Genomic DNA, 14,740 nt, shown 5'->3' on the forward strand with positions numbered 1-14,740 from the left:
GGGCATGTGCGGACGAGCGGCCCGGCGGCGTTCATGCCGTCACGGATCGCCTGAATATACACCGCGAAGCAGCCTCTGAAAAGCAAGCCCTCAGCGGTTCGTCTCGATGCCGTCTTCTGGATCTGGCTGGGCGGGCGGAACCCGCGCGGCCCAGTCAGACCAGTCGGCCAGCGCCTGGTAAAGTCGGATACCTGCTTCTACTGTGACCCGCAGGGACTGGACACGAGCCCCGGTCCCGAATTCGCCGCGGTCCTTCGCCGCGGCGTAGCTGGTGTACTTCTCGACGAGCGAGCGGAAGTATTCAGCTTCCCGGTCCAGGTAGGCGCGCAGGTCTTCTGGCTCCATGAGCCAGAAGAAGCAGGAGCGCAGCAACGGCTCCAAGCGCGGGGTATGGTCAACTTCGCCGGCGGTGAGCCAGGCACGCACCTCCTCAAGGCCCTTCGGGGTGATCCGATAGGCCTTGCGCCGCCGCGGCCCCTCGCTCTCGAGCTCGATGAATCCGTCTTCGGCCAGACGGCCCAGTTCCCCGTAGATCGCCGGATGTCTGGCCGGCCAGATGTGGCCGAGCACCTCACCGAAGCGCGCCGTGAGATCGTATCCGCTGGCCGGGGCCTCGGCCAGCAGGCCGAGCAGCGCGTAGTGCAGCGACATAGCCGGACTGTACATGTCAGCCTTGACATGCGGACGCCGTTCGGATGATGATGTGCCGCATGACATGTCATCTCTGACATGTTTACTGTGCGTATGCTTGCCGCACTCCGCCGGAACGCGCGCTGCCCCGGCAGGCGCTGCTCCAGCAGGAAGGTCGAAGATGGCGAGACCCTCAGCACGCGTCGTCGTACTGACCGGCGCGACCGCTGGCATCGGCCGGTCACTGGCCACCCGGCTGGCGGCCGAGGGGTACCGGCTCTTCGCGGTCGGCCGCGATCCGAGCAAGGCCGCGGCACTGCGGTCCGAACTGGCCGGGTCCGGCGCGGCAGCGGAGACGATCGTGGCCGATCTCGCCGCGCCGTCCGGCTGGGATGCAGTCACCGAACGGGTCAGTGCCGGCACCGAGCATATCGACATACTGATCCACAATGCTGGTGTCCTGGTGCCCCGCCACATCCTGACCGATGAGGGCTGGGAACTGAACCTGGCCGTCCATCATCTGGCGCCGTTCGCGCTCACCGCCCGGCTGTGGCCGCTCCTGGTCGCGGGGAGGCCGCCCGGGGCCGGGCCGCAGGACGCCAAGCCCCGGGTGCTCTGCGTCAACAGCGCCGGCCACCACACCAGCCTGGGCGGGCACATCGAGCCGCGTTTCGACTTCACCGATCCGCATCACATGCGCGGCTATGATCCCTTCCTCGCCTACAGCCGGTCGAAGCTGGCCAATCTTTACTTTGTCTACGAGCTGGCCCGCCGCCACGGCGATATGGTCACCGTCAACGCGATGCATCCGGGCGTGACCCGCACCGATATTGGCCGGGATTTTCCGCGGGCCTTCGTGCTGGCGGCACTGGCATTCGCGTCGTCGCCGAAACGAGCGGCCCGCGATATTCACCACCTGGCGACCGACCCAACAGTGACCACGAATGGCGCGTACTACGATCAGACGCGCCTGACCCGGTCATCCGGGCCTTCCTACGATACCGACGCCGCCCGCCAGATGTGGGAACTCACCGAACGCATGCTAGCCCGCTTCCTGCCGGATTTATTCTCGTTGTCACCCACATGACAGGCGTCCGTCCCTGGGCGGCTTCGCAGCATCCTGTCAGCCTCAGCACCAGTACAACGGCCACCCTTGTGTGAACACCTCGCCGACGGTCAGCATGACGAACAAATAACCGCCGAAGAAGGGGAAAATATGCGCGGAGAGGATGAGCTTATTTCTCTCGGGGCTTCCGGCGATGACAGTCATGGCTGGGCGGCCCGGCACACAACCGGGCTGGCGTTCACCTATCGTGAGCACACGGATGCCACGTGAGCGTCCGCGTCCGGTCGCCACACGCCCGCATCCTCGGCCTGGGGGATTACCGACCATCACGAGTAGTAACCAATGACGAGCTGGCCGAGACCATCGACACCAGCGACACGTGGATCCGCTCCCGGACCGGGATCGGATCCCGCCATGTCGCGGCGCCAGACGACACCGTCGTGTCCATGGCCGTCGAGGCTGGCAGGAAAGCGCTGGCCGCGAGCCGGCTGAGCGCCGACAGCATCGATGTCGTGATCCTCGCTACCTGTTCGATCCCACGGGCGATCCCGGGTGGTGCGTCCATGGTCGCGGAGCTGCTGGGCTGCGCGTCACCAGCGGCGTTCGACCTCAACTCCGCCTGTTCTGGCTTCTGCCACGGGCTGGAGGTGGCGGCCAGCCTGGTCTGCCGCGGGTCTGCCCGCCATGTGCTGGTCGTCGGGTCAGAGCGGTTCACCGCCGACTGGATCGACTGGGAGGACCGGGGCGTCTGCGTCCTGTTCGGCGACGGCGCCGGCGCGGCCACGGTTGGCCCCTCGAGCGAACCCGACATCGGCCCAGTTGTGTGGGGCAGCGACGGTTCGGGCGCCCGGTTCATCGCCGTACCCGACGGTGACTGGGCCATCCGGATGGACGGCCGCAACGTCTACCGGTGGGCCATGACCCACGTCGCCCCGCTGGCCCGCCACGTGTGCGATGAGGCCGGCGTCCGCCCGGCGGACCTCGCCGCGATCGTTCCCCATCAGGCCAACCTGCGCATTGTCGAGGCGGTCGCGCGCACAGTCGCCTCGCACGGCGCCGTCGTGGCCACCGATGTCGTGGACACCGGCAACACGTCGGCGGCATCGGTGCCGCTTGCCCTGTCGCGGCTCGTCCGCGAGCAGCAGGTCAGCTCCGGTGACCTGGTACTTCTGCTGGCTTTCGGCGCCGGCCTGAGCTGGGCCGGCCAGGTCGTCCGGATGCCCTGACCGTTCATTCACCTTCTTGCGGAGGCAGAGAAATGTCCACCAACGACGCTCTCATTCTGCTGCGATCGGTCGTCCGTGAAATCGCCCAGGTCGACATCGACGGGCTGGCGCGCACGACCACCTTCACCGAGCTCGACATCGACTCCCTGACGGTCGTGGAGATTACGACCGCCATGGAGGAGTCACTCGGTGCCAAGATTCCCGCCGACGTGTTCGCCGAACTCGCTACTATTGGTGAACTCGAAGAGCAAGTGGTGCGCATGGCCGGTGGGCCGGAGGCGGCTATGTCCCCGTCAACGTAGGAAAGCGGTTGCTCCAGAGCGAGTGACCGCGACAGTCCAGGGAGAAAACAATGGCGAACCAAGGCGGCAAGCTCCGCATCCAGAAGAAGTGGAGCGAAGACGCGATCGTCGACCAGAGCGGTCGGACAGCGATCGTGACCGGCGCGAATGGTGGTCTGGGTTTCATCACCGCACGCGAGCTGGCCAGGGCGGGCGCCCAGGTCCTGCTGGCCTGCCGCGACATCAGCCGCGGCGAGGCCGCGGCCGCCGAGATTCGGGCCGCCGCACCCGGCGGCCAGGTCCAGGCGCGGACGCTGGACCTGGCTGACCTCGGTTCGGTGCGCAAATTCGCCGCCGATTTCGGCCGGGAGAACACGCGGCTCGACCTGCTGATCAACAACGCTGGTGTGATGGCGACGCCGAAGCGGACGACCGCCGACGGCTTCGAGCTCCAGCTCGGCACCAACCACCTCGGCCACTTCGCGCTCACCGGCTTGCTGCTGCCCAATCTGCTGGCCGCCTCCGATCCCCGCGTCGTCACCGTGAGCAGCACCCTGCATGCCTATGGGAAAATCACGTTTGACGATCTGCAGCGGGAGCGCCGCTACCGGCGCTATGGCGCCTACTTCCAGGCCAAGCTGGCCAACCTGCTGTTCGCCTTCGAACTCGATCGCCGGGCTGGGGGCACGCTGCGCAGCGTCGCCGCCCACCCCGGCTACGCGGCGACCAACCTCCAGCTGGCCGGGCTCAAGGGCCCGGTGCGGACGGGCATGGCCATCAGCAACAAGGCATTCGCGCTCAGCCCGCGGATGGGCGCGCTGCCGATCCTGTGCGCGGCGACACTGCCCGACCTGCCCGGCGGTGCCTTCGTCGGGCCGAGCAAGCTGATGGGCTACCGGGGCTACCCAGGAGCGGCCAAGGCCAGCAAGCGGGCACGCGATACCGAGGTCGCCGCCCACCTGTGGGACGTCTCCGAGGCAGCCACCGGCGTCCACTACGCGCTGGCCACCGACCAGACGCGGGCTTAGCGGCCATGAGTGGCGAGGTGACGACGCGCGGGGCCGGGATCCCCGACGAAGCGGACGTGGTGGTGGTCGGGGCCGGTCTGGCCGGCTTGATGGCCGGCCGGGTGGCGCTGCGGGCTGGCCTGGCACCGGTGGTTCTGGAGGCCCGCGGCCGGGTCGGCGGCCGTGTCGTGAGCGAGCCGAGCGGCCACGGCTCCTGCGTCGTCGAGATGGGTGGGCAGTGGCTGGCTGGCCGCAACAAGCGGGCCCGCGCGCTGGCCGCCAGCGCCGGGATCGAGCTGTTCGAGACCTATAGCCAGGGCAACGACCTGCTGGAGGTCTCCGGGGAGGTCCGGCGGCAGCGACGCAAGGTGCCTCCGTTGCGGCCGGCCGCGCTGCTCGACGTGGGACTGGCCCGGTTCCGGCTCGACCGCGAGGCGCGCCGGGTCCCGGCCGCCGCGCCCTGGGACGCGGCCCAGGCCGAGAAATGGTCGCGGATGACGGTCGGGGCCTGGCTTGACCGGGCGGTCCACACCACGGAGGGCCGTTCGGTTCTGCGCACCGCCATCGCTACGGTCTGGGGGGCTGAGCCGCATCAGCTCACGATGCTGCAGGCGCTCGCCCACATCGGCGCGGCCGGCAGCTTCGACGCGACCACAGCCAACGACCTTGCCTTCCGGGTCGTTGGCGGGGCGCAGCGGCTGTCCGATCACCTCGCCACGGAGCTGGGTGACCGGCTGCTGTGCGATCGCCCGGTCACGACCGTCCGCGACGATGGGACCGGGGTCGACGTCGAGGCGGGCGCCACCCGGATCCGGGCGCGACGGGTGATCGTCGCTGTTCCGCCCGCGCTGGTCGGGCAGATTCGGTTCGACCCGCCGTTGCCCGCCGCGCGCCACCAGGCGATCGCGAGTCTGCCGATGGCCCACGTCATCAAGGTCGCGGCCGTCTATGACAAGCCGTTCTGGCGGGACGAGGGCCTGTCCGGCCGGGCTCTGAGTACGCAGGGACCGGTGACCGGCACCTTCGACAACTCGCCGCCGTCCGGACGCCCCGGTGTGCTGGTCGGCTTCGTGCCGGGCGATCGGGCCCGGGCCCTGGCGGCCCGGCCGGCGGACGAGCGGCGGGAGAAGGTACTGGCCTCCTTCACACGGCTGTTCGGGCCGCTGGCCGCCCGGCCCCGCCAGTACCTGGAGAAGGACTGGGCGGCCGAGGAGTGGACCCGCGGCTGCTACTTCGGTATCGCCACCCCCGGTTCCTTGACCGGCCCGATACGCGGGCTACGGGAACCGACCGGCCGGATCCACTGGGCCGGGGCCGAGACCGCCCTGGACAACTACGGCGGGATGGACGGAGCGCTGTCCTCCGGTGAGCGGGCCGCCGGGGAGGTGGTGACAGCGCTGTCGGCTGTCCTGGACAAGCTCGTGTAACGCCGGCCGGCCGACATCGGCGGGTGCTGTGCGCGTGGCATCGCCGGCCGCTCCCGCGAACAGGCTCTGCCCCCACAGAAATGAGGACCGCGATGAGCGTTGTGGAGACCGAGAGGGATGGCGCGGTTCTCACCGTGCGGTTCAACAACCCACCCTTCAACCTGATCACCACCTCCGCGATGGGTGAGCTGAGCGCTGTGCTCGAGGCGGCCCGGCACGATCCGACGGTGCGGGCAGTCGTGCTGGCCAGCGCGGTACCTAACACCTTCATCGGGCATTACGACCTGGGGGAGGTCCTCGCTGTCGCTGACGGGCTCAGCCTGCCGGTGACGCCACGCACCGCCTACCCGGCGCTGTGGCTGGTCGCCGGCCTGCTGCGGACACCCGGCCTGCGCGGTCTGGTGGGGCGCACCCCGGCCGCCGGTGTCGCCGCGCTCCTCGGTTTCCACGAGGTCGTGCGCCGGATGCGCGACAGCGACACGGTGTTCGTCGCCGCGATCGACGGCTCCGCGCTTGGGGGCGGTTTTGAGCTGGCGCTGGCCTGCGATATCCGGATCGTCGGCGACGGGCCATACCGGATGGGGCTGCACGAGGGCCTGTTCGGGCTGATTCCTGGCGGGGGCGGCAGCCAGATCATCGCTCGCGCCATCGGCCCGGCGAAGGCGGTTGAGTTCCTTCTCGAAGGCTGTCTGGTTGACCCGCGGGCGGCGGTCGAGATCGGCATCGCCCACCACCGTGTCGAGAGCAAGGAGGTCGCGGAGCTGGCCCACCAGACCGCCACCCGTCTCGCGGCCCGCTCGTCGATGGCGGTGCGGGCGGCCAAACAGGCCGTCTACGTCGGTGGTTCGGTCAGCCTGCGCCGTGGGATGGCCATGGAACGGGCCCGTTTCCTGGCGCTGGTCAGCCGCAAGCCCGCCCAGGACGCCATGCGTCACTACGCGCGCCAGCTGGCGCGCCACCAGGAGAGCGGCAAGGACCTGGCGGAATTCACCCGCGACCAGCTCCCGGCCTGGCGGGCTGGGGTCGCGGCCGATTGTGCCGGTTGAACCGACCCGCCTGAACCAGCCAACGGGCGAGGCTCGGCCCGCCCACCCACCGCATCCATTCCCCGGAGGAGACCATCGTGGGCGCGAGAAAGACAGGCGAGGCCCAGCGGGTCGCCGTCGTCGGCAGCGGAATCTCCGGTCTCTCGGCCGCGCTACGGCTTGAGCAGGCTGGGCACGACGTCGAGCTGATCGAACGTGATCCGGTGCTCGGCGGCCGGTTCGGCGTCGGCAAGCTCGGCGACAAACAGGTGATGATGGGCGGGAAGAACATCGGGCGCAAGTACAGCGCGTTCCGCTCGTTCACCGCGGCCCTGGGCAGTTACCCGTGGGAGCCGTTCGGCATCAACCAGTCGTTCATGAAGGACGACGAGGTGCTCACCATCGACAGCACCCGGCGCGGCTCCAGCTTGAACAACATCCGTCGGATGGCGACCCCGCGCGACCTGGCCCGGCTCGGCCTGCTCGCGGCCCGGATCCGGCTCGATGACACCAACCGTTTCCTCGGCTCCAGCTACTTCACCGCGTTGTCCAGCAGCCACGACCACGTGCCGCTGTCCGGCCACTTCAGCCCGAAGGTCACCAAGACGCTGCTGCGGCCGATCACCGTCCGGATGAACGGGGCGGAACCAGACGAGGTCTACCTGGGTACTTTCGGCACCAACCTGTCCCTGCTGATGGACACCTACGACCAGCTCACCGGCGGCATCCAGCCGGCTCTGGAGGCGCTGTCCCGCCGGGTCACGGTCCGGCTCGGCACGACGGTCGAAGGCCTGGTCATGCGCGACGGCGCGGCCGTGGGGCTGCGGCTGTCCACGGACGGGGTGGACAGCGAGCGCTCCTACGACGGCATCGTCATCGCGACCCCGGCGTACGCGACGGCCGACATCGTGCTGTCGGAGATGCCGTGGCTGTCCAAACGGCTGTCGGAGGTACGTTACTTCGGCTCGTCGGTCGTCCTGGTCGAGTACGACCGGCCGATCTTCACCCCTGAGGTGCGGGCGCTTGCCATCAACGACAACGGCCCGTGCAGTAACGCCGGGTCCTACGCCATGGAGTCACGCCACATCGTCCGCTACACCTACAGCGGCCGACCGGGCCGGATCGGCGATCAGGAGCAGGCAACCCTGGACGACTGGGTGGGGGAGACCGAGGAACGTCTCGTCCGCTATCTGGGGGCCAGCCGAGCCAAGCGGGTCACCACCGGCGGGCGGACCTGGAACGCGGCCTATTGCGCTTACCTGCCTTTCCATGGCGAGTTCCTCCGTGAGGTCGCTCAGGCCGTGGCCGGCGTTCCCGGCTTGGAGCTGGCTGGCGACTACCTGTTGGGGGTCTCGCTGGAGTCGTGCTGCCGCTCCGGACGTAACGCCGGTGACCGGATGATCGAGGCGATCGGCGCGCCGATCCCGGTCCGGACCGGGCGATGAGCGGCTCACCCGATGAGTACCGGCCGTTCAGCGGCGGGGGGACCCCGGCTCGGCCGTGGGCCGTGGTGACAGGGGCTTCGTCTGGCATCGGCGAGGCGCTGGCCCGAGGCTTGGCCGCCCACGGACATCCGGTGTGGCTCGTGGCCCGCCGTGGCGACGTGCTGGAGCGCCTCGCCAAGGAGCTGCGGGCCGCACACGGTGTCGATATCGAGATCAGCGTGTGCGACCTGGCTGACCGGGGCCAACGGGCCCGGCTGCGCGACGCGCTGGCCGCCGTGCCGGTGGCGGTGCTGTGCAACAATGCTGGCTTCCCGACCTGCGGTGTGCTCACGGCGAACGACCCTGCCCGGGAGATCGAGGAAGTCGAGGTCAACGTGGCCGCCGTCCACGACCTCACCATGGCCGTTCTACCCGGCATGCTCGAGCGGCGCTCCGGGGCCATTCTGTTCACCGGGTCGACGGCTGGTGTCCAGCCGGTCCCGACCGCGGCCACGTACGCGGCGTCGAAGGCGTTCGTGAACTCGTTCGCCGAGGCGCTGCACGAGGAGATGGCCGGCACCGGCGTGACCTGTACGTTGCTGGCTCCCGGGCCGGTGCGCAGCGAGTTCTCCGCCGTCGGGGGCATCGGTGACATCGAATCGACCCGCTGGTTTGCCTGGAAGACGCCGGAACGGGTGGCGGGGGAGGCGCTGGCTGGGCTGAAGGACGCGCGCCGGGTGGTAGTGCCCGGGGCCGCGGCGAAGTCGCAGGCGTTCTTCGGCCGTTACCTGCCCCGCCCGGTCGCGTTCTGGGTGATGCGTGCGGCCGTGCTGCCAACCCTGCGGTCGTCGCGGCGTACAACGTCGTGACGGGAGCGCAGCGGGAGGGGAGAGCCCCCCGGCTGGGGCTCTCCCCTACGATCAGAAGCCGGCTGCGATGATATTGTCTAACGCTCGTTCGGCCAGCGCCGCGATCGTGAAGCTGGGGTTCGCACCGCCGACGTTGCCCGGGATGACCGAGGCATCGATCGCGTACAAGCCCTTGTATCCCTTGACCCGGCCGTAAAGGTCGGTGGCCTTGCCGAGTTCGCATCCGCCGAGCGGGTGCGCGGTGATTCCGGTGGGAGCCGGCGGCCCCTGTCCGGCGATGCCCTTGTCGACGAGCATCTGGTTGAACGCGATCGGCGCGGCTTCGGCCGGGACATTCTTGGACGCGTCCCAATCAGCCAGGTTCACCTGCGCGGTTGCCCGGTCGTATGTCCACGTGCCGCGGTTATCCATATCGACCGCGACGCTGAACTGAGCAAGGTTCGGGGTTCCATTGAAATTGATCAGCCACCAGTTCTCGACCCGCACCGGGATTCCGAAGTTCCCGTCGAGGAACGTCGTGGACACGCATGGCGCGGCCTGGGTGGCGCCGGTCGGGCCGGAGAAGCCCCGGAAGGTGAACGCGTCACCGTTGGTGCCCCAGTTCGAACCGATCGCGGCGGACAGGTCCGGCAGCGCTCCCGTCTCCCGGGCCGCGACCAGCAGCCGGGTGGTGTTAATCGAACCAGCGGCCAGGAACAGCAGGTCGGTGGTCAGTTCACGGGTGCTGACGACGCTGCCGTCGGTGGCGAGCTGGCGTACCTCGACCGCGTACCCGCCGCCCTTGCACGAGCGGATTCCGGTGACCTCGGTAAGCGGGTTGATCTGTACATTGCCGGTACTCACCGCAGCCGGCAGGTAGTTCTGCGTTGTGTCATTTTTGGCGCCGTCACTGTTACCGAAACTTGATTCACCGACAGTAGCCGACGGGCGCAGCTTCCCAGCAAGCTCGCCCCGTACCTTGTCCCAGTTGAAGTCGGTCATCACCGGGGTGGTAGGGAAGCCGGCCGCTCGCATCTGGTCGTCGTATGCCCGGGCATGGGTGAACGGGTCCGAGCGGTAGATATCGTCGGGCACCGTCTGCGTATTGAGCATCCTGCGCACCCGCGGGTAATAGACGCGGTCGAGTTCGCTGTAGGAAACGCCGGCCGGGAACAGCGCCTCGAAGTACTTGCGCGGCGGCTGCACGGTGCACCCCGCGTAGACCACCGAGCCGCCGCCGACCGCGGCCGCGCAGGCCATTTCGATCCCGTTGGCCACCACGATCTGCATGAGCCCGGGCACGCGGTCGATCGGCGTCTCCGGGACCCCTGGCCAGATCATCGTGTCCTGGAACCAGAACATGGAACTCGACGGGTTCAGTTCGGTGCTGAACACAGCTTCGGTTGGGCTATAGCGGTAACGCTGCCCGCGTTCCAGGACCAGCGTGCGGATCCCGGCCTGGCCCAGCCGCAACGCGGCCACCGAGCCGCTGAACCCGGACCCGATGACGATGGCCCGCCGTCCGCTCACGTTGCTGTCGGCGAATGCCGACGGATTGCCGATGACCGCGGTGGTGGCGGCCGTGACACCACCACCAACCGCGAGTCCGAGTAGTCTCCTGCGATCTATGACAGTCATACGCTGGACTCCATCCATTGCGCGGAACGGATAATTCTCCTTTGCTCCGGAGCTGGAGTCCGCACTGCCCGGCGGTGACGCGCACCTTAGTGGTCGCCGCCGGAAGTTCACCCAGGGCCTGCCGGCGCCAGCCAGCGCCTCGCGACGCATCCGCCTGGCATCCGACATACCCCGAGCAACGTCCAGCGGCGACCACTGAGGCCCCCCCAGTTCCGAAAGAGTGATCCGCCCTGTGCACACCAGTGCGGGATACGAACATCTTTTTCTTTGCGGAACGAGCAGAAGATACCAATCACTGGTACGCGGCAAAAGTCGCTGGTCTGTCACATTGACGACCCGGTACTAGCATTATCGCTACCCGGCTAGGTACTTAAGCCGAGCGGCATTAATCATGGTAACGCCGGTACTAGGAAAAACGCGATGAAGACTGTCTGGCAACTTACCGAGGGTTGACCGCGGCGTTCTTCCCGGTTATGTTTGTGACCGGGTTGTGATCGAAGTCCGTGCGTTGGTCGTGTATTTCTGGCACGGGCACTCGGGACCGGCCCGCTACTTTCCCAGCCATCGACGCCGCGGCGCGGTCACTACCCCGCGTTCACTGCTGCCGGAAACGCCCGCCGGCTCGATACTGCCCGTACCGCACGGCGTCTGTCCAAGGAGCTGAATGTGCGTTCCTCGCCGCGGCCGACGACGATCGCCGCGCTACTGACCGAACACGCGCGGGAACGGGGATCAAAAACCTTCTGCACCGTCCTTCCCGACGGCCGACAGGAAGGCGTCTCGATTACCTACGAGCGCCTCGCAGCGGCCGCCCGCACGCTCGCGGCCCGCCTGCTGGACGTCTGCGCCCCGGGCGACCGGGCGCTCATCCTCGAAAACGACATCGCTGACTACATCGTCGCCTTCATGGCCTGCCAGCATGCCGGGGTGGTGGCCGTGCCGTTGGCGGTCCCCACGCCCGTGGGGTCGGCGCGCCGGATAGCCACGCTTCGGGCCATCGCCCGCGACTGCGCGGCGACGGCCGTGCTCACCGGCGGCCGGGGTGACCTGCGTGCACAGATCACTCGGTTCGCCCCCGAGCTGGATGCGCCGCGGTGGCTCGGCATCGGGCCCGACGTGTGGATGGCCGGACCGGGCGTCGAGGCCGCCCGGCAGGCCGTCCCGCCCCGGCCCGATGACCTGTCCTTCCTGCAGTACACATCGGGCTCCACCTCGACGCCGAAGGGCGTCATGGTCACCCATGAGGCGCTGCTGCGCAACGCCCGGGTGCAGGCGGACGGTATGGGCCTCGGCGCCGACGACGTGATCGTGTCCTGGTTGCCGTTGTTCCACGACATGGGTCTGATCGGCAAAGTGCTCCAGACGTTCTACCTGGGCGCCTCGGCCGTCCTCATGCCATCGCTGGTATTCGTGCAGCGGCCGGTCCGCTGGCTGACCGCTATCACCCGTTACCGGGGTACCGTTGCCGGCGCCCCGAACTTCGGCTATGACCTGTGCGTCCGGCGGGTCCCGCCGGATGAACGGGCCGAGCTGGACCTGACGAGCTGGCGGGTCGCGTTCAACGGCGCTGAGCCGGTCCGACCGGCGACCCTTGACGCGTTCGCGGCGGCCTATCGGCCCCACGGATTCGACCCGAAGGCCCTGCGCGCCGCCTACGGCCTCGCCGAGAACGTCCTGATCACCACCGTGTCGACGGCCGGCGCCCAGCCGCGGATGCTGCGGGTCGACCGAGCGGCGCTGGCCGCCGGGCGGCTGGTACCGGGTGGGAGCCAGACGATCGTGGGGGTCGGCGCGCCGACCGGGGAGCGCCGGGTAGAGATCGTCGACCCTGACACCGGCCAGCCGCGCGCGTCGGGCCGTGTCGGCGAGGTCTGGGTCGGCGGCCCGGACCTCGCCGGCGGGTATTGGGGGCGGCCCGAGGAGAGCGAGCGTACCTTCGCGGCCCGGCTCGTCTCTGACGGTAACCAGCCGTTCCTGCGCACCGGCGACCTGGGCGTGCTGCACGACGGCGAGCTGTTCATCACTGGCCGGCTCAAGGACCTGGTCATCGTGGGCGGCCGCAACCACTATCCCCAGGATCTGGAGGCCACTGTCGAGGCCGCCCACCCATGGATCCGGGGTGGCGGCGGATGCGCTGCGTTCGCCGCCACCCACGATGACGGCGGTGACGACGGTGGCGGCGAGAAGCTGGTGATCGTGGCCGAAATGGCCCGGCCGGCCGGCGCCTGGGCGGGTGCGGCGGCCAGCACCGTGCCGACGCTGGCCGAGATCACGCGGGCCGTCCGGGCATCGGTCGCCGCCGAACATGGGATCAACGTCGACGACCTGGTGCTCGTCGCGCCGGGCGCGGTGCCGCGGACGTCCAGTGGGAAGGTCCGCCGCCGGGCCTGCCGCGACGCCTACCTGGCCGGCGAGCTGACGCCTGCCCGGCTGCCGGTGGCCGAGCCGGCGGGGAGGGCACAGTGACCGGCATCGACGCGATCGCCGCCTGGCTCCTCGCCCGGATCGCCGAAGTGACCGGGGCCGAGCCGGACACGATCGACAGCGACATCGAGTTCATCGCCCTCGGGCTGACGTCGATGCAGGCGGTGGAACTATCCGACGACCTCCAGCGCCACGTCGGCCGGCCGCTGTCACCCACGCTGGCCTACGACTACCCGACAATCGGCGCGGCCGCGGCCTTCGTGGCCGGCCTGGCCAGCGATGCCGGCGAGGCAGGCGAGGCAGGCGAGGCAGGCGGGGGATGGGTGACCGGGACCGGCGGCCCCGAGCCGGTCGCGATCGTCGGGATCGGCTGCCGGGTCCCGGGCGCCGCCGGCCCGGAGGCGTACTGGCGGCTGCTGACCGGCGGCGTCGACGCGGTCGGCCACGTCCCGCCCGCCCGCTGGGACGCGGACGCGCTGTACCATCCGGACCCGGCCACCGCCGGCAAGATGAACACCCGCTGGGGGGGTTTCCTCGACGACGTCGAGGGCTTCGACGCCGAGTTCTTCGGCATCGCCGCGCGCGAGGCGTCGCGGATGGACCCCCAGCAGCGGATCGCGCTGGAGGTGGCCTGGGAGGCCCTCGAAGACGCCGGGGTCGCACCGAGCGGGCTGGCCGGGTCGAGCACCGGTGTCTACCTGGGTGCCTCCACGTTCGACCACGGTATCGCCATGTTCAGCACCCTCGACGGCGCCGAGCCCTACGACGGGACCGGCGGCGTGCTGAGCATCGTGGCCAACCGCCTCTCGTACTGCCTGAACCTGCGCGGGCCGAGCCTGGTTGTCGACACCGCCTGCTCGTCGTCGCTGGTCGCGGTCTACCTGGCCTGCCAGGCGCTGCGGGCCGGCGAGACCAAGCTGGCGCTGGCCGGTGGGGTCAACGTCATCACCAGTCCGCGGATCGCCCTGAGCTTCAGCCGCGGCGGGCTGATGGCGGCCGACGGCCGGTGCAAGCCGTTCGACCACCGGGCCGACGGCTACGTCCGCGCCGAGGGCGCCGGGGTCGTGGTGCTCAAGACGCTGTCACAGGCGGTCGCCGACGGTGACCGCGTCTACGCGGTGATCCGGGCCGGCGCGCTCAACTCCGACGGCCGTACCAACGGGCTGACCGCGCCCAGCCGGCCAGCCCAAGAGGCGCTGCTGCGCTCGGCCTACACCGCGGCCGGGGTGGACGCGGCGGCGGTCGACTACGTCGAGGCGCACGGCACTGGCACCGCGGTCGGCGACCGGATCGAGCTCGGGGCGCTGGTGGAGGTGCTGCTGGCGGGCCGGCCCGACGGCCGCCCGCTGGTCGTCGGTTCGGCCAAGTCCAACCTCGGCCACCTGGAGGCGGCGGCCGGCATCGCCGGTCTGATCAAGGTAGCGCTGGCCCTGCACCACGGTGAGATCCCGCCGACCGTCCACTTCGAGCGGCCCAGCCCGCTGTCCGGGCTGGACGGCCTGGCCGTGCGGGTCGCGGCCGGCAACGGGCAGCGCTGGCCGGACCGGCCTGGCGGCCGGCCAGCCCGGCTGGCCGGGGTCAGCTCCTTCGGCTTCGGCGGGACCAACTCCCACCTGGTGCTGTCGGGCGCGCCGGCCACGCCACAGCCGCAGCCGGCCGAACCGTCCGGCGACGGCGAGCCGGTGCTGCTGCCGCTGTCGGCCCGGAGCGGACCGGCGCTCGCCAGGCGGGCGGCGGCCTGGGC

Annotated in this window: 12 protein-coding genes; 10 read left to right on the forward strand and 2 right to left on the reverse strand. The window is 69.7% G+C overall.

Translation table 11 applies throughout. The annotated features are described in order from the left end of the window. Nucleotides 1-90: 90 nt before the first annotated feature. On the reverse strand, nt 91-666 hold the full coding sequence (locus MJ777_RS13635) for a helix-turn-helix transcriptional regulator (protein ID WP_308194830.1): 576 nt from the start codon (nt 664-666) through the stop codon (nt 91-93). A 145-nt stretch (nt 667-811) separates the two neighbouring features. Between MJ777_RS13635 and MJ777_RS13640 the strand changes: the two genes are divergently transcribed. The 8 genes from MJ777_RS13640 (at nt 812) to MJ777_RS13680 (ending at nt 8,955) form a co-directional block, all read left to right on the forward strand. Beyond that, entirely contained in the window at nt 812-1,717 is a 906-nt protein-coding gene (locus MJ777_RS13640; RefSeq protein ID WP_239309659.1) for an SDR family NAD(P)-dependent oxidoreductase, read from the forward strand. 245 nt (nt 1,718-1,962) lie between these two features. Then, on the forward strand, nt 1,963-2,922 hold the full coding sequence (locus MJ777_RS13645) for a beta-ketoacyl-ACP synthase III (RefSeq protein WP_239309655.1): 960 nt from the start codon (nt 1,963-1,965) through the stop codon (nt 2,920-2,922). A gap of 32 nt (nt 2,923-2,954) precedes the next feature. After that, nucleotides 2,955-3,224 (forward strand): acyl carrier protein, encoded by a 270-nt coding sequence (locus MJ777_RS13650; RefSeq protein ID WP_239309653.1) that lies wholly within the window; start codon nt 2,955-2,957, stop codon nt 3,222-3,224. Nucleotides 3,225-3,274: 50 nt separating this feature from the next. Further along, nucleotides 3,275-4,231 (forward strand): oxidoreductase, encoded by a 957-nt coding sequence (locus MJ777_RS13655; RefSeq protein ID WP_239376604.1) that lies wholly within the window; start codon nt 3,275-3,277, stop codon nt 4,229-4,231. Between the two features lie 17 nt (nt 4,232-4,248). Continuing rightward, nucleotides 4,249-5,637: an FAD-dependent oxidoreductase gene (locus tag MJ777_RS13660; protein ID WP_239376614.1), complete on the forward strand. Its 1,389-nt coding sequence runs from the start codon at nt 4,249-4,251 to the stop codon at nt 5,635-5,637. A gap of 92 nt (nt 5,638-5,729) precedes the next feature. After that, the gene (locus MJ777_RS13665) at nt 5,730-6,683 is read left to right on the forward strand and encodes an enoyl-CoA hydratase/isomerase family protein (protein WP_239376618.1); all 954 of its coding nucleotides are present in this window, start codon (nt 5,730-5,732) and stop codon (nt 6,681-6,683) included. Between the two features lie 77 nt (nt 6,684-6,760). Continuing rightward, entirely contained in the window at nt 6,761-8,107 is a 1,347-nt protein-coding gene (locus tag MJ777_RS13675) for an NAD(P)/FAD-dependent oxidoreductase (protein WP_255720534.1), read from the forward strand. Continuing rightward, the gene (locus tag MJ777_RS13680) at nt 8,104-8,955 is read left to right on the forward strand and encodes an SDR family oxidoreductase (protein ID WP_239309646.1); all 852 of its coding nucleotides are present in this window, start codon (nt 8,104-8,106) and stop codon (nt 8,953-8,955) included. Before MJ777_RS13675 ends, MJ777_RS13680 begins: the two co-directional genes overlap by 4 nt. Nucleotides 8,956-9,006: 51 nt before the next feature. Here MJ777_RS13680 and MJ777_RS13685 read toward each other — a convergent pair whose 3' ends face one another. Next, a complete protein-coding gene (locus MJ777_RS13685; RefSeq protein WP_239376619.1) occupies nt 9,007-10,572 on the reverse strand; it encodes a GMC oxidoreductase in 1,566 nt (521 codons plus the stop codon). Nucleotides 10,573-11,238: 666 nt separating this feature from the next. Here MJ777_RS13685 and MJ777_RS13690 point away from each other — a divergent pair. Both MJ777_RS13690 and MJ777_RS13695 read left to right on the forward strand, forming a co-directional pair. Then, nucleotides 11,239-13,038: a fatty acyl-AMP ligase gene (locus MJ777_RS13690; protein ID WP_239346433.1), complete on the forward strand. Its 1,800-nt coding sequence runs from the start codon at nt 11,239-11,241 to the stop codon at nt 13,036-13,038. Further along, on the forward strand, nt 13,035-14,740 hold a 1,706-nt coding region (locus tag MJ777_RS13695; protein WP_239376620.1), incomplete at its 3' end, for a beta-ketoacyl synthase N-terminal-like domain-containing protein. The genes MJ777_RS13690 and MJ777_RS13695, both read left to right, overlap by 4 nt.

Source organism: Protofrankia sp. Cj5 (assembly GCF_917627405.1).
Classification (GTDB): Bacteria; Actinomycetota; Actinomycetes; order Frankiales; family Frankiaceae; genus Protofrankia.

Coding starts and splice junctions, on each gene's coding strand:
- MJ777_RS13665 (WP_239376618.1), top strand. CDS start 5,730: ATGAGCGTTGTGGAGACCGAGAGGGATGGCGCGGTTCTCACCGTGCGG.
- MJ777_RS13635 (WP_308194830.1), bottom strand. CDS start 666: ATGTACAGTCCGGCTATGTCGCTGCACTACGCGCTGCTCGGCCTGCTG.
- MJ777_RS13640 (WP_239309659.1), top strand. CDS start 812: ATGGCGAGACCCTCAGCACGCGTCGTCGTACTGACCGGCGCGACCGCT.
- MJ777_RS13685 (WP_239376619.1), bottom strand. CDS start 10,572: ATGACTGTCATAGATCGCAGGAGACTACTCGGACTCGCGGTTGGTGGT.
- MJ777_RS13655 (WP_239376604.1), top strand. CDS start 3,275: ATGGCGAACCAAGGCGGCAAGCTCCGCATCCAGAAGAAGTGGAGCGAA.
- MJ777_RS13650 (WP_239309653.1), top strand. CDS start 2,955: ATGTCCACCAACGACGCTCTCATTCTGCTGCGATCGGTCGTCCGTGAA.
- MJ777_RS13680 (WP_239309646.1), top strand. CDS start 8,104: ATGAGCGGCTCACCCGATGAGTACCGGCCGTTCAGCGGCGGGGGGACC.